This window comes from Amycolatopsis sp. NPDC034160, assembly GCF_055575355.1.
The window spans coordinates 136,671-153,943 of the sequence record NZ_JBVISU010000005.1; the positions used below are offsets into that span (position 1 = coordinate 136,671).

Annotated in this window: 21 protein-coding genes and 1 pseudogene; 13 read left to right on the forward strand and 9 right to left on the reverse strand. The window is 69.0% G+C overall.

The features are described 5' to 3' along the window. Positions 1 to 24 precede the first annotated feature (24 nt). Positions 25 to 606 (reverse strand): GNAT family N-acetyltransferase, encoded by a 582-nt coding sequence (locus ACZ54P_RS14065; protein ID WP_465461921.1) that lies wholly within the window; start codon positions 604 to 606, stop codon positions 25 to 27. Positions 607 to 659: 53 nt separating this feature from the next. Between ACZ54P_RS14065 and ACZ54P_RS14070 the strand changes: the two genes are divergently transcribed. Beyond that, entirely contained in the window at positions 660 to 1,271 is a 612-nt protein-coding gene (locus tag ACZ54P_RS14070) for a formylglycine-generating enzyme family protein (RefSeq protein ID WP_465462094.1), read from the forward strand. An 81-nt stretch (positions 1,272 to 1,352) separates the two neighbouring features. Continuing rightward, on the forward strand, positions 1,353 to 1,610 hold the full coding sequence (locus ACZ54P_RS14075) for an amphi-Trp domain-containing protein (protein ID WP_465461922.1): 258 nt from the start codon (positions 1,353 to 1,355) through the stop codon (positions 1,608 to 1,610). An 81-nt stretch (positions 1,611 to 1,691) separates the two neighbouring features. Here the strand turns inward: ACZ54P_RS14075 and ACZ54P_RS14080 are convergent, their stop codons facing one another. Continuing rightward, positions 1,692 to 2,474 carry a helix-turn-helix domain-containing protein gene (locus tag ACZ54P_RS14080; RefSeq protein ID WP_465461923.1) on the reverse strand — a complete coding sequence of 261 codons (783 nt, stop codon included), beginning with the start codon at positions 2,472 to 2,474 and terminating at the stop codon, positions 1,692 to 1,694. A 195-nt stretch (positions 2,475 to 2,669) separates the two neighbouring features. On the opposite strand from ACZ54P_RS14080, the gene ACZ54P_RS14085 reads away from it, so the two are divergent. Continuing rightward, positions 2,670 to 2,888, forward strand: coding sequence for a DUF397 domain-containing protein (locus tag ACZ54P_RS14085; RefSeq protein WP_201788841.1), 219 nt, complete (start codon positions 2,670 to 2,672; stop codon positions 2,886 to 2,888). Here ACZ54P_RS14085 and ACZ54P_RS14090 read toward each other — a convergent pair. Continuing rightward, complete coding sequence (locus ACZ54P_RS14090; protein ID WP_465461924.1) at positions 2,861 to 3,703, reverse strand: helix-turn-helix domain-containing protein; 843 nt, start codon at positions 3,701 to 3,703, stop codon at positions 2,861 to 2,863. The two genes, ACZ54P_RS14085 and ACZ54P_RS14090, sit on opposite strands and share 28 nt — an antisense overlap. A 107-nt stretch (positions 3,704 to 3,810) precedes the next feature. On the opposite strand from ACZ54P_RS14090, the gene ACZ54P_RS14095 reads away from it, so the two are divergent. Then, positions 3,811 to 4,563: a hypothetical protein gene (locus tag ACZ54P_RS14095; RefSeq protein ID WP_465461925.1), complete on the forward strand. Its 753-nt coding sequence runs from the start codon at positions 3,811 to 3,813 to the stop codon at positions 4,561 to 4,563. Then, on the forward strand, positions 4,557 to 5,393 hold the full coding sequence (locus ACZ54P_RS14100; RefSeq protein WP_465461926.1) for an RDD family protein: 837 nt from the start codon (positions 4,557 to 4,559) through the stop codon (positions 5,391 to 5,393). The genes ACZ54P_RS14095 and ACZ54P_RS14100 overlap by 7 nt, the downstream gene beginning before the upstream one ends. A gap of 18 nt (positions 5,394 to 5,411) precedes the next feature. Here the strand turns inward: ACZ54P_RS14100 and ACZ54P_RS14105 are convergent. The 3 genes and pseudogenes from ACZ54P_RS14105 to ACZ54P_RS14115 form a co-directional block, all read right to left on the reverse strand. Then, positions 5,412 to 5,507 (reverse strand): annotated as a pseudogene (locus ACZ54P_RS14105) (SDR family NAD(P)-dependent oxidoreductase); the annotation flags it as partial. A 50-nt stretch (positions 5,508 to 5,557) separates the two neighbouring features. Further along, positions 5,558 to 6,415 carry a fructosamine kinase family protein gene (locus tag ACZ54P_RS14110; protein WP_465461927.1) on the reverse strand — a complete coding sequence of 286 codons (858 nt, stop codon included), beginning with the start codon at positions 6,413 to 6,415 and terminating at the stop codon, positions 5,558 to 5,560. Between the two features lie 22 nt (positions 6,416 to 6,437). Further along, entirely contained in the window at positions 6,438 to 6,827 is a 390-nt protein-coding gene (locus ACZ54P_RS14115; protein ID WP_465461928.1) for a hypothetical protein, read from the reverse strand. A 167-nt stretch (positions 6,828 to 6,994) separates the two neighbouring features. Between ACZ54P_RS14115 and ACZ54P_RS14120 the strand changes: the two genes are divergently transcribed. Continuing rightward, positions 6,995 to 7,750 carry a thioesterase II family protein gene (locus ACZ54P_RS14120; protein ID WP_465461929.1) on the forward strand — a complete coding sequence of 252 codons (756 nt, stop codon included), beginning with the start codon at positions 6,995 to 6,997 and terminating at the stop codon, positions 7,748 to 7,750. Positions 7,751 to 7,834: 84 nt separating this feature from the next. Here ACZ54P_RS14120 and xylA read toward each other — a convergent pair whose 3' ends face one another. After that, positions 7,835 to 9,004, reverse strand: a complete 1,170-nt coding sequence (gene xylA, locus ACZ54P_RS14125) for a xylose isomerase (RefSeq protein ID WP_465461930.1) — start codon at positions 9,002 to 9,004, stop codon at positions 7,835 to 7,837. A gap of 96 nt (positions 9,005 to 9,100) precedes the next feature. Between xylA and ACZ54P_RS14130 the strand changes: the two genes are divergently transcribed. Next, positions 9,101 to 10,282: an ROK family transcriptional regulator gene (locus ACZ54P_RS14130; protein ID WP_465461931.1), complete on the forward strand. Its 1,182-nt coding sequence runs from the start codon at positions 9,101 to 9,103 to the stop codon at positions 10,280 to 10,282. On the opposite strand, the gene ACZ54P_RS14135 is transcribed toward ACZ54P_RS14130, so the two are convergent. Continuing rightward, complete coding sequence (locus ACZ54P_RS14135; protein ID WP_465461932.1) at positions 10,239 to 10,700, reverse strand: hypothetical protein; 462 nt, start codon at positions 10,698 to 10,700, stop codon at positions 10,239 to 10,241. The genes ACZ54P_RS14130 and ACZ54P_RS14135 overlap by 44 nt on opposite strands. Before the next feature lie 126 nt (positions 10,701 to 10,826). Continuing rightward, on the reverse strand, positions 10,827 to 11,363 hold the full coding sequence (locus ACZ54P_RS14140) for an Lrp/AsnC family transcriptional regulator (RefSeq protein WP_465461933.1): 537 nt from the start codon (positions 11,361 to 11,363) through the stop codon (positions 10,827 to 10,829). 77 nt (positions 11,364 to 11,440) lie between these two features. On the opposite strand from ACZ54P_RS14140, the gene pdhA reads away from it, so the two are divergent. The 6 genes from pdhA (at position 11,441) to ACZ54P_RS14170 (ending at position 17,212) form a co-directional block, all read left to right on the forward strand. Continuing rightward, a complete protein-coding gene (gene pdhA / locus ACZ54P_RS14145; protein ID WP_465461934.1) occupies positions 11,441 to 12,538 on the forward strand; it encodes a pyruvate dehydrogenase (acetyl-transferring) E1 component subunit alpha in 1,098 nt (365 codons plus the stop codon). Further along, positions 12,538 to 13,536, forward strand: coding sequence for an alpha-ketoacid dehydrogenase subunit beta (locus tag ACZ54P_RS14150; protein ID WP_465461935.1), 999 nt, complete (start codon positions 12,538 to 12,540; stop codon positions 13,534 to 13,536). Before pdhA ends, ACZ54P_RS14150 begins: the two co-directional genes overlap by 1 nt. Further along, a complete protein-coding gene (locus ACZ54P_RS14155) occupies positions 13,529 to 14,713 on the forward strand; it encodes a dihydrolipoamide acetyltransferase family protein (protein ID WP_465461936.1) in 1,185 nt (394 codons plus the stop codon). Before ACZ54P_RS14150 ends, ACZ54P_RS14155 begins: the two co-directional genes overlap by 8 nt. An 80-nt stretch (positions 14,714 to 14,793) precedes the next feature. Continuing rightward, entirely contained in the window at positions 14,794 to 16,086 is a 1,293-nt protein-coding gene (locus ACZ54P_RS14160) for an MFS transporter (protein ID WP_465461937.1), read from the forward strand. After that, positions 16,019 to 16,369, forward strand: a complete 351-nt coding sequence (locus ACZ54P_RS14165; protein WP_465461938.1) for a VOC family protein — start codon at positions 16,019 to 16,021, stop codon at positions 16,367 to 16,369. Before ACZ54P_RS14160 ends, ACZ54P_RS14165 begins: the two co-directional genes overlap by 68 nt. Positions 16,370 to 16,444: 75 nt before the next feature. Next, positions 16,445 to 17,212: a PE-PPE domain-containing protein gene (locus tag ACZ54P_RS14170; RefSeq protein WP_465461939.1), complete on the forward strand. Its 768-nt coding sequence runs from the start codon at positions 16,445 to 16,447 to the stop codon at positions 17,210 to 17,212. Positions 17,213 to 17,273: the final 61 nt, after the last annotated feature.

The following is a 17,273-nucleotide window of genomic DNA, read 5'->3' on the forward strand; positions in this document are numbered from 1 at the left end:
TGAACGAGATCCGCGGGACACGCCCTAGTCGCTTCGGAGCCGCGCGTGCAGGTGGACGTCGTGCCAGCCGTCGGCGTGCAGCATCGAAGAGCGCAAAGTCCCTTCGAGGCCGTACCCGGCCTTGCCCGCGACCCGGCACGAGGCGGCGTTCTCGGTGGAATGCAGGAGGGACAACCGGTTCAAGCGGACGGTTTCGAACGCCCAGCGTGTCAACGCCGCCACCCCACCGCCCGCGATCCCGGCGCCGCGCGCGGACGGGAGAATCCAATAGGACAACTGAGCCGAGGCCTCGAAGAGCGAGACAGTACGGAGGCCGACTTGCCCGATCGCCCGGTCGTCGCGGGCATCGACCACCGCCCAGCTCGCATCCGTCTCCTCCACCCAGCGCTGTGCCCAACCCGCGATCCAGGTACGTGCCTCGTCCGCTCCATCGACGCGGCGGACATGCCAACGCTGGATGGCAGGGCAGGCGAAGGCCGCTTCGACGGCCTCGGCGTCGTCAGCGCACCAGGGACGCAACACGAGCCTGTCGTCGACGATCAGACACGGCTGCTTGACGGCCCGGAAGGCGCCGGCCGGCAGGGCGGGCTCGATGAGCAGAGGCACGCGACCATCATCGCGCACCGGTGTCCGTCCGTCTGGGTAACATCGGCCGGACCATAGAGATGATCACCGTCCCGGCCGGCGAAGTCACCCTTTCGGACCGGCGGACGCAGCGAAAGTGGACGGTCGACGTCGCGTCGTTCCGGCTCGCGCCGGTACCGGTCACCCAGGAGTTTTACACGGGTGAGGCAGGGAAGCTCCCCGTCACCGGTGTCTCGTGGCTGGACGCCGTCCGGTTTTGCAACACCCTGTCCGAACGCGAGGGTCTTGTCCCGGCGTACGACCTGGATTCCCTGTCCTGGAACCCGTCCGCGGACGGCTATCGCCTGCCGTCGGAGGCGGAATGGGAGCACGCCTGCCGTGCCGGCACGACCGGGCCCCGCTACGGCCCGCTCGACGAAATCGCCTGGTATCGCGAGAACTCGGCGGAGTCGGTGCACGACGTCGGCGGAAAGGCGCCCAACGCGTGGGGACTGTACGACATGCTCGGCAACGTCTGGGAATGGTGCTGGGACATCTACGACGCCGAGGTGTACGGCGAGTACCGGGTTCTTCGGGGCGGCGGCTGGTTCGACGAACAGTGGAGCTGCCGCGCGTCGGTGCGGCGCCGCAGCCACCCGACTTTCCGCGTCGATGACGTCGGTTTCCGCCTCGCCCGGACACGGTGACCCCAGCGGCGGCACGCGGGGATCACACGATTGAATGACGCCACGGACACCCGGCCGGGGTGTCGGACCCTGGAGGCAACCGTGACCGCACCCCGAGATGTCGAACGCGTCTATTCCACCGCCGACGTCGTCGCCAAACTGCGGCGGCTCGCCGACGCGCTGGAGTCCGAGACCTCGTTCCGCATCCAGATCGCCGGAGAACGGTTCCGCGTCCCCGCCCGCGCGCAATTCTCGATCGAGCACGAGCGCGGTGACGGCGAGGAAGAGGTCGAGTTCCAGCTGAAGTGGAAGATCGAAGACAACGAAGGTGACGAGGACGCTGAAGGTACCGTCGTCTGAGAAGCGCCCGAGGGAGCATCGCTGCTTCTCGTGAGTGGTAATGACGGTTAGAACCGTCATTACCACTCACGAGGCGACCGGCTAGTCGGTGTTCACGGCGACGAGTTCCATCCAGAAGTCGGGCGCGTACTTGGCGATCTTCGAGAACTCCATCTTGCCGGCGGGGCAGGCCCGTTTCGACGTGTCGATGATGTCGTTGCTCCAGTGCACGATCGCCCACACGCACCGGCCGTCTTTCATATGGTCGGTCACCCAGATCTCCAGGTAGTCGCCGCATTCGCGATACCAGATCGATCCGGCGGTGTCGTCGCGGTGGTCGCGGACGTCGGTGCTGCGTTGCGGGCAGGGCCCGAGCGCGTCGGCCGGGTTCGGCCGTCCGACGTTGACCCGCAGGTCGGGTTCGTAGGTGAGGATCGTCCACGGCCACACCCCGGCGACGGCGGTCGCGACCAGCACACCCGTGACCGCACCGATCACGAGCAGGAGAAGCCGGTGCCCGATGCCCGGACGACGCGACACCGCCTTCGGCTGCCGGACGGGATCACCGAAAGCCAGTTCGACGACATCGCCGCCGTCCGCCGTCTCGGCGGTCGTCCTGGCGAGGACACCTTGTAAACCCTTCACCATTTCCTCGGTTTGGCCCAGACCGAGAAGAATGGCGCGCAACTCGCCTTGAGTCGGCGGCTCCCGTCTGCCGTTCTCGATTTCCGAAATTCGTTCACGCCTGATCCTGAGCCCGTGTTTCGCCGCGCGGCCCGCGACGTTGTCCTGGGTGAGGCGCCGTTCGTCCCGGAGCCGTTTGATCAGTGCGCCGAGCTCTTCGACACCGGCGATGTCACCGGAATCGCCGCTCCGGGCTTCCATAGCGCTCCCCTGCCCCTCAGCGCTGTGCGACCGTGCAGACGTAGGTTAGCGACATCCGGGTGGACCGTCGCTCCGGGCCGCGTTTTCGCAGGTCGACACGGCGTGCGCTGTCGCGACAAAATTCCCCGACGTCGCGACGGCACGGTATTCCACGCTCTTTCCTCATCCGGCGAAACAATTGAGGAAGGAACTACTGTGACCCACGATCTCACCGGCGCGGCATGGTTCAAGAGCAGTCGCTGCGGAGGCGGCCCGACCTGTGTGGAGGTCGCCTTCCTGGAAACGGGGGTCGGCGTCCGGGACGCCAAGGACCCCGGACCCGCGTTCGTCGTCGCTCCTGGGAACTGGTCGGCTTTCGTCCGCCATTGTTCCGAGACGCCGGACGGTCAGGAATGCGACCCCGCGACCTCGTGAATCAGGGCGACCGATTCCGATGACGACAGCGCCAGTGCCTGGACCCGCTCGAACGCCGAGACGTACTGCGCCACGCGGTCGGGCTCCTGGGTCAGCCGTCCTTCGGTCAGGTCGTCGGTGTAAACGATCTTCGGGTCTTCGGGCCGCGGGAAGCCGAGGATGATGAACCCCCCGGCCTGGGCGGGATGCATTCCGGCGGACGAGGGCAGGACCCGCACGGTGACGTGCGGGTCCTCGCCGGCCTTGGCCAGGTGCCGCAACTGCGCGGCCATCAGGCCCGGCTCGGCCACAGGACGGCGGAGCACGCTCTCGTCGACGACGACCGACAGATGCGGCGGGTTCTCCCGGCGGAGAAGCGCTTGGCGGTCCATCCGCAGGCCGACGCGGCGCTCGGCGATCTCGGGCGTGGACCCGGCCGCGAGGGACAGCGCGTGCGCGTACTCGCGGGTCTGAAGCAGGCCGGGTATCCATTGTGGCTGGTACTCGCCGATTTCGGCGGCCTCGTCCTCATAGCCGAGATAGAGGTTGTAGCCGTCGTAGATGACGCCTTCGAGTTCCTGCCTCTTGCCGCGCTGCCGCGACACCGCGAGCATCGCCGCCCGCCGGGCACCGGTCACCTCGTAGAAGTCCAGCAGTTCGCGCAGGTCCAGCGGGCGGACGGCGACCTGGCCGGTCTCGATGCGGCTGATCTTCGCGGCCGAGCACTCCAGCCGCGCGGCGGCCTCGTCGAGCGTCCTGCCCGCGTGTTCCCGGAGATGCCGGAGTTCGCCACCGAACCGGCGGCGGTCTTCCACCGCCTCAGACGTCCCTGCCACCCGAACTCCCATCGAAGCAAAAACTACACAATGCAACTCTTGCACTACGTGATGCCAGTCACTACCGTCTCTTTGCGGACTGCAATTCTTGCACGAGGGGACTGATCATGGCCGAATGGCTGGACAAGGTGATCGAGGAAGGCGTCCCGGAGGTGGTCGAGAACCGTCTGGGCAGACGGCTCCTCTACGCCGTCTTCTGGCTGACCACGGTGGTCCTCGCCTTCTGGTTCCTCAGCACCGGGGTCGTCTACGGAGCCTTCGTGATCGGTGCTCCGCTGGCACTGCTTCTGACGACCCGGCTCCGCGGACTGGGCACGGTCCCCCGCACGATGCTGGTGATCGCCGGGCTCGCGGCACTGGTGCCCACGTTCTTCCTCGGCAAGTACAAGGCCGCCGAGGACGGCCACACCGGGTTGATCCTCGTCGGCTTCCTCGTCTTCCTGGCCTGGGGAGCGGCCTACCCGGCGATGCTCGACAAATTCGACGAGCGCTTCCACCTGTCCCAGTACCCGAAGCAATCCCGGCCGCGCAAGCTCCGGAAGAGCGACCGGCACGAACTCGCGATGCTTCGCGTTCTCCTGGTCAAGCTCGCCATGGCGACCCTCGCCATGCTCGTCGCCGACGCCACGACTGTCGCGGTGCTCTGCCTGATCGCCCTCCTGCTCCGCAGCCACTGGTCCGCGGCTATCGCCGGCCTGGCCTGCCTGCTCGAGACCGTGGTGGAGATCAAGGGACTCAGCCTGACCTTCAAGTTCGATCTCGTGGCGATCGCGGCGGGTCTGCTGGCGGCGTCACTGTGGTGGGACGCGGTCCGCAATCCGTTGTGGGACAGGCGAGTCCAACTGGAGGGACGATGGTGATCCAGCAACCCGGGAACCTGGTCCCGCCTCCTCGCCCGCTGCCGTCGTCGACGGCGGCCCGCCGCTGGGGCGCGCGCTGGATCGACTGGCTCGTGCCATGGCTGGTCACCTCGCCACTGTGGTTCTTGACCGCCGAGCGGATCCAGACCGAGGCGACCAAACACGGCTTCACCTTGGCGGGCAAGGGACTCTTCAAGACCGTATTCGGCGAATGGGGCGGCCTCGGGGACGCCGCCGGTGACGAGGTCGCCGATCTTTGGGGCGACGTCGTCCTGCTGATCACCCTGACCTTGACCGTTCAGGTCCTGCTGATCATGGTGTACGAAGTGCTCCTCGTGCGTGCCTGGGGGCGCACACTGGGCAAGGCGGCCTTCACGCTGACGGTGCGCCGCACCGACGGCGGCCGCCTCACCTTCGGCCAGATCTGCGCCCGCTCCGCCCTCACCGTGTTCGTCCCTGGGTTCGGCTGGGTACTGCTGATCACCGCGATCCTCCAGCTCAGTGTGCTGCTCGGGCTGGCGGGAACCGCGCTCCTGATCTTCTCGGCCGTGGAATGCGGTCTCCTGCGGATGTCACCGGACGGCAAAACCAGCTGGCACGACCGGAAGATCGGTTCGGTCGTGGTTTCCAAGACCGGGACGGAACAACTCCGGCAGGCGCGGGAGTTCCAGCAGCGTGCCTTGGACGGCGGGATGACCTTCGCCCGGCAGGCCTGGGAGGCGCCACAGGTCCAGCAGTTCTCCCAGCAGGCTCAGGCGACCTTCCAGCAGATGCGCGAACGCGGACGCCAGGCGATACGGCGCGACGACGAGCAGAACCGGGGGCCGTGAGGTCAGACGATGCCGCCGTTGGCCGCCGCCGTAGCCGACGACGACCGCGAATCCGTCGGACGCGAGCCGCTCGGCGGTCTCCCGGCCGATGCCCCGCGACCCACCGGTGACGATCGCTACGCGTGCCTTGCTCGGCGAATGGCTCGACCGCGTCGCGCGGTGAACTACCGGCCGACCGCCCTCGCGGCCGCGACCGCCTGCCCGGCATAGGACCGTCCGAAGAGGACGGTGTGCACGAGCAGCGGGAACAACTGGTGTGCCCCGGTCCGTTCGGTCCAGCCGTCGGCCAGCGGCGCGACCTCCTGATACGCGGCCAGCACGCGGTCCAGCAGCGGGCACCCGAACAGTCGCAGCATGGCCAGATCGGTCTCGCGATGACCGCCGTGCGCGGCGGGGTCGATGAGCGAAGCCTCGACGGCACCCCACAGCACGTTTCCGTTCCACAGATCGCCGTGCAGGCGGGCGGGCGGCTCCGCGGGTCCGGCCACCTCCGGAAGTAGCACGCAGGCCCGCTCGATCACCGCGGCTTCGGCACCGTCCAACGTGCCCTCGTCGACCGCGCGGCGGAGATACGGCAGGACCCGGTATTCGGCGTACCACCGCGGCCAGTCCTCCCCCGGCGCGTTCACCATCCGGGCCAGTCCGATCCACGCGTCGGCAGGCCCGCCCGGCGGCGGCGCGCCGAACTGGGGAGCACCGGACGCGTGCAACGCCGCCAGTCCCCGCCCGAGCCGCTCCGCCGCGTGATGCGTCGGACGTCCCCCGCCGACCAGTTCGGTCACCAGCCATTCGTCGTCGTGGCCGCGAACCTCGGGCACGCGGACCGCGCCCGCCTCACCCAGCCACCGCAGTCCCGCGGCCTCCGCGAGCGCCGCGCCGGGGGCATGGCCCCGTTTGACGACGACAGTGTCGCCGCTGTCCAGCACGACCTCGGTCACCGCACCCGCCAGCCCACGTTGCTCGGCGACGGCTCGTCCGGTGATCCTCGCCGCCGCCTCGGCAGGCGTCGAAACCTGGGTCATGTCCGCAACCTACCGGGAACGATCAGGCCGCGCGCTGACGCGAAGCGATCACCGAGCGCCCGCGCGCCGCCGCCAGGCTGGCCCGGCAAGCGGCGATCAGCCGGGTCGACGCGGCGCTTTCGCCCTGACCACAGCGGGGGCAGGACATCGCGACCGCACCGGACAGCTCGTCGACGGAAACGGTCAGCGCGGTCGCGCAGGAGCGGCACCAGCGGTGCCGGGTGACCGGGTTGACGTGGAGCGGGGAGGCGACGCACTGGTGGATCCAGCGGCCGTGCACGTGGCAGGTCAGGCGATCGTCCGGGGACAGGCGGCCGACGTCTTCCGCGTCGTCCTCCAACGCCAGCACAACCGGCAGGGTGCGGCTCACCGGGTTCGGCCGCGGGGTCAGGGCCAGTGTCGTGGTGTTCATCGCTTTCTCCTTCCGGCTCTTATACAAGACGTCGAACGAGGGGCGCCAGATACGACACGTCCGGGCGACCATTCTCGAAGACGCGTATACCTCCCCGGCCGGGTGAATTGATCTTGCTCGACCGGAAACTGTCACCCCCTTCGGGAATGACGCGTATCTTTCGGATCATGCCGACCGCACTCATCCCACTGTCCACAGCAGACAGTCGCGGCCCGCGCTACCTGCTGCTCCCGCCCGCGGGCGGCACGCTCCGCGCGTTCGGCCCGCTCGCCGGGCAGGCGAGGGCGGATGTCTGGGGCGTGGAATATCCCGGGCATGGGGATCAACTCGCGGAGGCTCCCGCAACGTCCCTCGAAGACCTCGGCGCGCAGTTGGCGCAGGAGATGACGCGAGACTGGTTCTCCCGCACCGTCGTGATCGGTTTCGGCATGGGCGCCTTCGTCGCCTTGGAAACGGCTCAGCGTCTCGGCGCCGCCCCCAGCGCGTTCATCGTCGCGGACGCGTGCGCCCCGCAACGTCGCTCGCCGGACATGCACGCCAAGACGGCCGCTTCGGCCATGGGGCGGGTCTTCGGCCGCAGCGGGCTCACCCCGGTCGCGGGCTACCGCGATGCGCCGGAACGCTGGGAATACGCGCTGGACCTGCTGCTCGGCGACCTCCAGTTGCTCAACGCCTACCGCGGGCCGGCGCGGACCCGGCTATCGTGCCCGATCGCGGCGATGCGAGGCAGCGACGATCCCGCGTTCGCTTCGGGCGACGACGCCACGGGCGGCTGGCGGGTGTGGACATCTGGTCCGTTCGTGGGCCGCGTCGTCCCCGGCGGGCATCTCGGTGTGCTCGAAACCGGCAGGGAGGCCGAGTTCTGGGCTCGGATCCACCGGCTGAAAGCGGCCTTCCTCGACGTCGAACCGGAAGTCGCCTGAGCCGGACCACAACGCCGTGAAGGCCTCCTTTCCTACTTTGAGGGTAGGAAAGGAGGCCTTCACGGACTTGTCACCCGCCGCGCCTCAGCGCGCCCCGGTGAGGTGTTCGAGCGCCAACTGGGACAGGCGGACGAAGCCATAACCGCGTTCCGCGGCCTTGTCCGGATCGAAGTCCTCGAACGCCGACCGGTCGGCCAGCAGGTCCGCGGCCGTTTCGCCTTCGTTGAGCGTCGGCGTCGCCAGTTCCGGGACGAGGGCGTCCTGCAGCGCCGCCTGCACTTCGGGGTCGGCGCGGAAGGCGCGGGCGCGTTCGGCGAAGAGCAGATAGCTGGCCATGTTGGCCGCGGCGCTCGCCCAGACCCCGTCCATGTTCTCCGTGCGCAGCGGCTTGTAGTCAAAGTGGCGCGGCCCGTCGTAGCCGCCGTGCTCCAGCAGGTCGACGAGGAAGAACGACGACAGGACGTCGCCGTGGCCGAAGACGAGGTCCTGGTCGAACCGCGGGCCGCGCTGGCCGTTGAGGTCGATGTGGAACAGCTTGCCCTGCCACAGCGCCTGGCCGATGCCATGGACGATGTTGAGCCCGGCCATCTGCTCGTGCCCGACCTCCGGGTTCACGCCGACGATTTCGTGGTTCTGCAGCGTGGAAATGAACGCGAGTGCGTGGCCGACGGTCGGCAGCAGGATGTCGCCGCGCGGCTCGTTCGGCTTCGGTTCGAGCGCGAGCCGAAGCCCGTAACCCTGGTCGATGACGTACTGGGCGAGGAAGTCGATGCCCTCGCGGTAGCGGTCCATCGCCGCGCGGACGTCCTTCGCGGCGTCGGTCTCGCTGCCTTCGCGACCGCCCCAGAGCACGAACGTCGACGCGCCGAGTTCGGCGGCGAGGTCGAGGTTCCGCAGCACCTTCCGCAGGGCGTAGCGGCGGACGTCGCGATCGTTGCTGGTCAGGCCGCCGTCCTTGAAGACGGGGTGACCGAACAGGTTCGTGGTCACCATCGGGACGACGAGGCCGGTTTCGGCGAGCGCGGCCTGGAACCGCTTCAGGTGCCGGGAGCGCTCCGCGTCGTCCGAGCCGAACGGGATGAGGTCGTCGTCGTGGAAGGTGATCCCCCAGGCCCCCAGGTCGGACAGGCGATGCACGGCGTCGACCGGGTCGAGCGGGCCGCGCGTGGCCGAACCGAACATGTCGTTCGCCTGCCAGCCCACGGTCCACAGCCCGAAGCTGAATTTGTCCTCACGCGTCGGTGCCTGGGTCATCTCGCCTCCACTAATTAGTTTGATGCCTGAACTTATCGACGCGCACCCCGGCGGGTCAAGGCTTTCGTTCAGGCATCGAACGAATACAATCGCGCGATGATCGGCACGCGTCCCGCGGGACAGCACACCGTGCGACAGCACAACGCCGCCCTCGTCCTCGGCGCGATCGCCGACGGCCCGGGAACCTCACGGGCGGGCCTCTCCGCCACCACCGGGCTCACGAAGGCCACGGTGTCGAGCGTGGTCGACCGCCTGATCGCCGCGGATCTCGTGGCCGAAGGCGAACCGGAACGACGCGTCGGCCCAGGACGGCGCGGCACCGTCGTCTCCCTCTCCCCCACCGGGCCGCACGGGCTCGGCATCGAGATCGGCGTCGACTACCTGGCCTCCTGTCTGGTCGATTTGACCGGCACCGTCCGGGCCGAGGAGGTCAGGTACGCCGACAACCGGACACCGCGCGTTTTCCAGCGCGTATCGGCGTTCCTGCGCAAGGCACGGAAGCAGGCGGAGGCGCTCGGAGTACCTGTCGGAGGCGTCGGCATCGCGGTGCCGGGAGTGGTCGAGTCCGCCAGCGGGCTCGTGCGCCTCGCCCCCAACCTGGGCTGGCGCGACGTCGACCTCGCGGATCGGCTCGGCGAGACCTTCACCGTCGCCAACGAAGCCAACTTCGCCGCACTCGCCGAACTCTGGCACGGCACGGCGTTGCCGGATTTCGTCCACGTGTCCGGCGAGATCGGGATCGGCGCGGGAATCGTGCTGGATCGCGCGCTGTTCGAGGGGGTGCGCGGCGCCGGTGGCGAGATCGGCCATCTCCCGGTGGCTCCCGACGGTCCGCCGTGCTCCTGTGGGGCGAACGGCTGCCTGGAACGGATGGCAGGCCAAGAGGAGATCCTCCGGCTCGCGGGCGCGGAGACGGTGGACGACCTGATCTCCGCACTGGAGTCCGGAGACGACGCGGCCGGAGCCGCCGTCGCCACCGCCGCGGGACATCTCGGCATCGGACTGTCCACTGTGGTCAATCTGATGGACGTCCCGGCGGTGGTGCTAGGCGGAACCTACGCGCGGCTCGAGCCTTGGCTGCGTGAGCCACTCCTCGCCGAACTGGAACGCCGTGTGCCCAGCACGGCCTGGTCGCCGGTGCGCGTCGTCCGTTCGGCGCTCGGCACGGGAGCCGCCGTACGCGGCGCGGCCGGCTCGGTCATCCGCGGCGTCCTCGCGGATCCCGAGCACTATCTCACGACTCACTGGCCATCCGGTCAGGACGCTCGGGCCCGGTGATCCCGGGCAGCAACGGCTCGATCGCCCGCGCCCGCTGCTCGATGTCGGGACGCTCGGCTCGACGCGCGTAGGCGATGAGGGCTTCGCGGTCCGCGCGCGGAAGCCACCCCTGCTCGCATCCCGTTTCCAGTCGCACGAGGTGCTGCACCAGCTCGGCGGACTCAGCGCCGAAGTCCCGCATGCGGCGCGTAAGCAGCTCGGCCGCGGCGAGGTAGCCGTTGTGCCAAGCGTGGACCGCCAGCAGCTGCGCCGTCGCCGCGAGGATGTCGCCGAGGTGGAACCCGCCCTCCGCGGCGAGATGCCCGGCGAGCCGGAAACTGCGTCTGCCCTCGCCGACGGGCCCCTCCTCGCGAATCGCTTCGAGCAACGCCCCCACCTGCCGCGTCAGGTAGTCCTGACCCGCGCTCTCCACCGTCACCGCACTCCTCCACCCGGTCGCCGCGATCGTAGGGAGGTGTCAATGGCGAGGGCGCCGGATACATCGAATGCCGAACCGTTATCACCCGATTGGGCCTGCCGAGGCGCCAAAAATGCATTTAGAGGACTAAATGCGTGGCGCCAAGCCTGGCTGCTCTTCGAAGATCAGCCAGGTCCGCGTGGACCGCACGCCGTCCAGTGCCTGCAGGCGTTCCAGGACCACATCCCGTAGCGACGCGTTGTCCGGCGTCCGCACCAGCAGCAGGATGTCGAAGTCGCCGCCGACGAGCGACACGTGCTCGACGTACGGGATCTCCCCCAACTCCGCCGACATCGTGCGCCACGACGTCTGCTCGACGGTGATCAGGATGTACGCGCTCGTTCCGAGCCCAGCCCGACGCGGGTCGATCTTCGCGCCGAAGCCGGTGATCACACCTTCGGACATCAGCCGGTCGAGTCTCGCGTAGGCGTTGGTGCGCGAGATGTGCAGCCGTTCCGCCAGCGCGCGGACGGCGAGCCTGCCGTCGGCCGACAGGGCGGCGAGGATGGCGCGGTCGATGTCGTCGAGGGCAAGGACCGTTCGTCCCGGATCCGGCCCGTGAGCCGCGCCACTGGTGGACGCTTGGCTTGACTGAACCGATCCTGCGGACAGTTTGTCGCTCATTTCGCCTGCCTCTTGAACACGGGGACGCCGGAAACCACGATCTCAGCATCATATGTCTGTGAAAGGTGGTGCTGCGCATGTCGCGGGAGACCCCTGCCGCCGCGTTGCTGCCGTCCGAAGTCCCGGTGCGGTTCCTCGCCGAGGACGGCACGCGCGTCGACGAGCACGGCGGCTACTCGGAGCCGCCCGCCGATCGGCTCGTCGAGGCCTACCGGCTGATGGTGCTCGGCCGCCGGTTCGACGTCCAGGCGACCGCGCTGACCAAACAAGGCCGTCTGGCGGTCTACCCGTCCAGCGCCGGCCAGGAGGCCTGCCAGGTCGCGAGCGCGCTCGCCCTTTCCGACGCCGACTGGCTCTTCCCCACCTACCGCGATTCGGTCGCGTTGGTAGCCCGTGGGCTCGACCCGGGCGAGGTCCTAACGCTGCTTCGCGGTGACGCGCACTGCGGCTACGACCCCACCGTGACCCGGGTCGCGCCGCAGTGCACGCCGCTGGCCACCCAGACGTTGCACGCGGCCGGGCTCGCGCACGCGATGCGGCGCCGTGGTGAGGACGCCGTCGCGGTCGCGCTCATCGGCGACGGCGCCACGAGCGAGGGCGACTTCCACGAGGCACTCAACTTCGCGGCCGTGTTCAAGGCACCGGTCGTCTTCTTCGTGCAGAACAACGGCTTCGCGATCTCGGTGCCGTTCGAGAAGCAGAGTGCCGCGCCCGCACTGGCCTACAAGGGCGTCGGCTACGGCGTCCGGTCCGAGCAGGTCGACGGCAACGACGCCCTCGCGGTGCTCGCGGTGCTGGACGACGCCGTCGCGCACGCACGCTCCGGTCGCGGGCCGGTCCTGGTCGAGGCGCACACCTATCGGATCGACGCGCACACCAACGCCGACGACGCCACCCGTTACCGCGACGCGGCCGAGGTCGAGAAGTGGCGCGCCGCCGACCCGGTCCGCCGCCTGGAGACCTACCTGACGAACGAGGACCTGCTGTCCGAAAAGGACATCGAACGGTTCCGCGCCGAAGCCGAGACCTTCGCCGCCGGGGTGCGCGACACGCTCAACGCCGACGTCGAACCGGACCCGCTCTCGTTGTTCGAGCACGTTTACGCCGAGCCGACCCGCCACCTGGTCGCCCAGCGCGCACAGGTCGCCGCCGAACTCGAAGCAGTGGAGGCCTGATGAACGAGATCTCGATGGCCCAGGCGCTCAACGCCGCCCTGCGCGACGCCGTCAAGGACGACGACCGCGTGCTCATCTTCGGTGAGGACGTCGGCCCGCTCGGCGGCGTCTTCCGGGTGACCGACGGCATCACCGCCGACTTCGGCGAGGAGCGCTGCTTCGACACGCCACTGGCCGAATCCGGCATAGTCGGCTTCGCGGTCGGGATGGCGATGGGCGGCTTCCGCCCGGTCGTCGAAATGCAGTTCGACGCCTTCGCCTACCCCGCCTTCGAGCAGATCACCTCGCATGTGGCGAAGCTGCGGAACCGCACCCGGGGCGCGCTTTCCCTGCCGATGGTCATCCGGATCCCTTACGCGGGCGGGATCGGCGGCGTCGAGCACCACTGTGATTCGAGCGAGGCCTACTACACCCACACGCCCGGACTGCGTGTCGTCACGCCCGGCACACCGCAGGATGCCTACGACCTCCTGCGCGACGCGATCGACTCACCGGATCCGGTGATCTTCCTCGAACCCAAATGCCGCTACTGGGCGAAGGAATCCGTGTCCTTCACCCGCGGCAACGCCCCGATGGACCGCGCGGTCGTCCGCCGGGCGGGCAAGGACGTCACGCTGATCGCGTACGGCCCGATGGTCGCCACCGCGCTGGAGACCGCGGAGGCGGCGACCGCCGAAGGCTGGGACGTCGAGGTCGTCGATCTCAGGTCGCTGAACCCGTTCGACGACGAGACCGTCACCGCCTCGGTGCGCCGGACCGGGCGCGCGGTCGTCGTCCACGAGGCCGCCGGCTTCGGCGGCTACGGCGCCGAAGTGGTCGCCCGCGTCACCGAGCAGTGCTTCCACCAGCTGCACGCACCCGTCCTGCGCGTCACCGGGCTCGACATCCCTTATCCCCCGCCGAAACTGGAACGTCATCAGCTTCCGGACGTCGACCGGATCCTGGACACCATCGCCCGGCTGCAGTGGCACGACGAACCGGTGGTGGCCGGTGCCTGACTTCCTGCTCCCGGACCTCGGCGAAGGGCTGACCGAGGCGTCGATCGTCAACTGGCTGGTCGCGGAGGGCGACACCGTCGGCGTCGACCAGCCCGTCGTCGAGGTCGAGACCGCGAAGGCCGCGGTCGAGGTGCCGGTGCCGTTCGCCGGCGTGGTCACCCGCCTCCACGGCGAGCCCGGCCAATCGCTGCCGGTCGGGGCTCCCCTGCTCAGCATCGGTCCCGGATTCACCGAACCCGGCGTCACGACCGCGAGCGAAGGCAGCGGCAACGTCCTCATCGGCTACGGCACGACCACGACGACGAGGCGCCGCCGGACGCGCACCGTCGTCGCCACCCCCGAGAAGCCGTCGAAAGCGCCGGGCGTGATCTCGCCGTTCGTCCGCAAGATGGCCGCGGATCACAAGATCGACCTGGCGAAGCTGGCCGGCAGCGGTCCTGGCGGCATCATCCGGCGCGCCGACGTCGAAGCGGCGATCACCGTCCCCGAGCGGAGGGACGGTGAAACGCGGATCCCGCTGACCGGCGTCCGCAAGGCGGTCGCCGACAAGCTGACGACCTCGCGGCGGCAGATTCCCGAGGCGACGGTCTGGGTCGACGTCGACGCGACCGAACTCGTCGCGGCACGGAAGTCGCTTAACGCCTCGGCGCCGGATCGTCCCGTGAGCCTCCTCGGCCTCATCGCCCGGTTCGCCGTCGCGGGTCTGCGGAGGTATCCCGAGCTGAACTCACGCGTCGAGGGCGACGAAATCGTGCAGTTGCGGGACATCAACCTCGGTTTCGCCGCACAAACCGACCGCGGTCTCGTCGTGCCGGTCGTCCGCGACGCCGGATCACTGTCCACAAGGGACCTTTCGGCGGCGATCCGCGAACGGACCACCCAGGCACGGGAAGGCAAACCCAGTCCGGCGGGCGGCACGTTCACGGTCAACAACTACGGTGTGTTCGGGGTGGACGGTTCCGCCGCGATCATCAATCACCCGGAAGCGGCGATCCTCGGCATCGGCCGGATCATCGACCGCGCCTGGGTGGTCGACGGCGCACTCGTCGCCAGAAAGATCTGCGAGCTGACACTGGCGTTCGACCATCGGGTGTGCGATGGCGGCACCGCCGGCGGTTTCCTACGGTTCGTCGCCGACTGCGTCGAGTCGCCGGTCACCGCACTCGGAGATCTGTAGCGACCTCCACAACTCCCGGTTGTGGGCCGCCCACGAGTCGTTGTTCGACTTCCGAGCCACGGCTTGCTTTGATCACGCGAATGGGCGGCAGGTCGCTGGGGCGACGATTCGGCTGGTTTTGGGCGGCGTACGCGGCCAGCGCCTTCGGCACGAGGTTCGCGTTCGACGCGTTCAGCCTGATCGCCATCGTGGCGCTGGGCGCGGGCACCACCGAGGTCTCCCTGCTGGCGGCCGCCGGTCTGGTCGTGGGCGCCGTGGTCGCGCTGCCGCTCGGCCCCTGGGTCGAGTTCCGTCGCAAACGGCCGGTGATGATCGCGATGGACCTCCTCCGCTGCGCGGCGCTGCTGACCGTCCCAGTGGCGTACGCGCTGGGGTTGCTCGGCTTCGGCCAGCTTCTCGTCGTTTCCATCGTCGTCGCGGCGGCCGACATCACGTTCCTGGCCGCCAGTGGCGCTTTCCTGAAAACGCTGCTGCCGCAGGAGGACCTGCTGGTCGCGAACGCCCGATTCGAATCGACGACCTGGACGGCGACCGTGCTCGGCCCGCCGTTCGGCGGTTTCGCCGTCGGCCTGTTCGGGCCGGTGGTCACGATCGCCGCCGACGCGGTCAGCTATCTACTCTCGGCACTGGGTATCCGAGCGATCGGCGGTTCGGAACCGCCACCACCCGCGAAGCCCGAAGGGCCTCGGCTGACCGGCCGCGACCTGGGGGAAGGCTGGCGGTTCATCCTCACCCACCCGTTGCTGCGGCCGCTGTTCGTCAACACGATCGTGGTCAACGGCCTGATCATGGCGACCGCGCCGCTGATGGCCGTCCTGATGCTCGGGCAGCTCGGCTTCGCTCCGTGGGAGTACGCGGTCGCCTTCGCCGTGCCCTGTCTCGGCGGGCTGATCGGGGCGAGACTCTCCCGGAGCGTGGTCGCCCGGCACGGCCGGAGCCGTGTCCTCTTCGTCGCCGGTTGGCTGCGGGTCTGCTGGCCCGTCGGACTGGTCTTCATCCAGCCGGGGGTTCCCGGCCTGGTCCTGGTCATCGTCGTCGAACTCTGCCTGATCACCTGTATCGGCGTGTTCAACCCGGTGCTCGCCACCACCAGGCTCGAACAGGTGCCCCTCGACCGTGCGGCGCGCACGCTGTCGGCCTGGTCGATCGCCGGCAAGCTCACCACCGCGGGCCTGACCGCGCTCTGGGGCCTGCTCGCCGCGTTCACCGGCCCGCGCGCCGCGGTCGGGATCGCCGGAGCGCTCATGCTCGGGACGCCGCTCCTGCTCCCCCGAAACCGTCGGAGGGCTGTGCCAGTATCGCCGCATGACGATCAAGAGAGTGGTCACCGACCTCGAAACGAAGTCGCTCGAACAGACGAAAGCGTTCTATGAGCGAGTGCTCGGCTTCGAAGTGGTGATGGACCACGGCTGGATCGTGACGCTGGCCGATCCGGACCGGCCCGAGGTCCAGCTGAGCCTGATGACCCACGACGAGACGGCGCCCGTCGTCCCGGCCGCTTCGATTCAGGTCGACGACGTCGACGCGGCGTACGAGGAAGCGAAGGCGGCAGGCGCCGAGATCGTGCACGAACTGACTGACGAACCATGGGGGGTGCGGCGGTTCTTCATGCGTGACCCCGACGGCCACGTGATCAATGTGCTGGCCCATCGCTGAGGTCGTTTCATCAGAATTTCATGACGCGTCCCTAGCGTTCGAACACGCACCGTAATCGAACGAAAGGGACGATGCATGAAGAAACTCAGGGGGGTCCTGGCGGCGGCCGCGCTGGCCGCCGGGCTGATCGGCGTCACCGCGCCGTCGGCCCAGGCCGACCAGGCGCACTACTACATCCTCATCGGCGGCACCTGCGACGGCGCCGCGACCGTGTACGACGACGCTTGGCTGCGGGGCGGGATCCGGAAGGTGGTCCACTACCCGGCCGGGGCGGCCGGAGCACCGAACTGCGACCAGACGCCGATGGACCAGAGCGTCGCGCGCGGGCACGAAGAAGCCCGTCGTGTCGTCCAGAGCTCATTCGACGAGAACCCCGGCGCGGAATTCACCGTCGTCGGCTACTCGCAGGGCGCGCTGGTCGCGAACCTGGTGCTGAACGACATCGCCGACGGGAAACTGGGCGTGGACAAGTCGCGGTTCAGCGCGAAGATCTTCGCCGACCCGATGCAGCCCGTCGGTCCGCCGGGACGCGGGATCAGCGCGGTACTGCCGCCGGGAACAGGGGCTCCGTCGCCATTCGGCGGTTACGTGTCGTTCGGGCCGGGGCGCACCGATTTCGGCGGCATCCCGTTCATCCGCTACTGCATCGAGACCGACGGGGTCTGCCACTTCGACACCATCGAAGCGCCGGGCGGGTACTTCGCCCAGCACCTGTGTTACCAGTGGGCCCGCCCCACCGATCACCGCTCGATCATGGAGGACACGATCGCGGACGGCGTGTACACCAACGGTTCGCACGCCTTGCCGCGGCAGAACTGCCGTCCGCCGTGGCCTTCGGCGTGATCGGCTGAAGACGGCTGTCACCCGGTGCCCGATCACCGGATGACAGCGGTTCGGGCGATGG

Excerpts from the sequence above, each read along its gene's own strand:
- ACZ54P_RS14165 (WP_465461938.1), top strand. The coding sequence starts at position 16,019 with ATGACGATCAAGAGAGTGGTCACCGACCTCGAAACGAAGTCGCTCGAA.
- ACZ54P_RS14095 (WP_465461925.1), top strand. The coding sequence starts at position 3,811 with ATGGCCGAATGGCTGGACAAGGTGATCGAGGAAGGCGTCCCGGAGGTG.
- ACZ54P_RS14140 (WP_465461933.1), bottom strand. The coding sequence starts at position 11,363 with ATGAGCGACAAACTGTCCGCAGGATCGGTTCAGTCAAGCCAAGCGTCC.
- xylA (WP_465461930.1), bottom strand. The coding sequence starts at position 9,004 with ATGACCCAGGCACCGACGCGTGAGGACAAATTCAGCTTCGGGCTGTGG.
- ACZ54P_RS14170 (WP_465461939.1), top strand. The coding sequence starts at position 16,445 with ATGAAGAAACTCAGGGGGGTCCTGGCGGCGGCCGCGCTGGCCGCCGGG.
- pdhA (WP_465461934.1), top strand. The coding sequence starts at position 11,441 with ATGTCGCGGGAGACCCCTGCCGCCGCGTTGCTGCCGTCCGAAGTCCCG.
- ACZ54P_RS14110 (WP_465461927.1), bottom strand. The coding sequence starts at position 6,415 with ATGACCCAGGTTTCGACGCCTGCCGAGGCGGCGGCGAGGATCACCGGA.
- ACZ54P_RS14150 (WP_465461935.1), top strand. The coding sequence starts at position 12,538 with ATGAACGAGATCTCGATGGCCCAGGCGCTCAACGCCGCCCTGCGCGAC.
- ACZ54P_RS14120 (WP_465461929.1), top strand. The coding sequence starts at position 6,995 with ATGCCGACCGCACTCATCCCACTGTCCACAGCAGACAGTCGCGGCCCG.
- ACZ54P_RS14130 (WP_465461931.1), top strand. The coding sequence starts at position 9,101 with ATGATCGGCACGCGTCCCGCGGGACAGCACACCGTGCGACAGCACAAC.
- ACZ54P_RS14115 (WP_465461928.1), bottom strand. The coding sequence starts at position 6,827 with ATGAACACCACGACACTGGCCCTGACCCCGCGGCCGAACCCGGTGAGC.
- ACZ54P_RS14160 (WP_465461937.1), top strand. The coding sequence starts at position 14,794 with ATGGGCGGCAGGTCGCTGGGGCGACGATTCGGCTGGTTTTGGGCGGCG.
- ACZ54P_RS14100 (WP_465461926.1), top strand. The coding sequence starts at position 4,557 with ATGGTGATCCAGCAACCCGGGAACCTGGTCCCGCCTCCTCGCCCGCTG.
- ACZ54P_RS14080 (WP_465461923.1), bottom strand. The coding sequence starts at position 2,474 with ATGGAAGCCCGGAGCGGCGATTCCGGTGACATCGCCGGTGTCGAAGAG.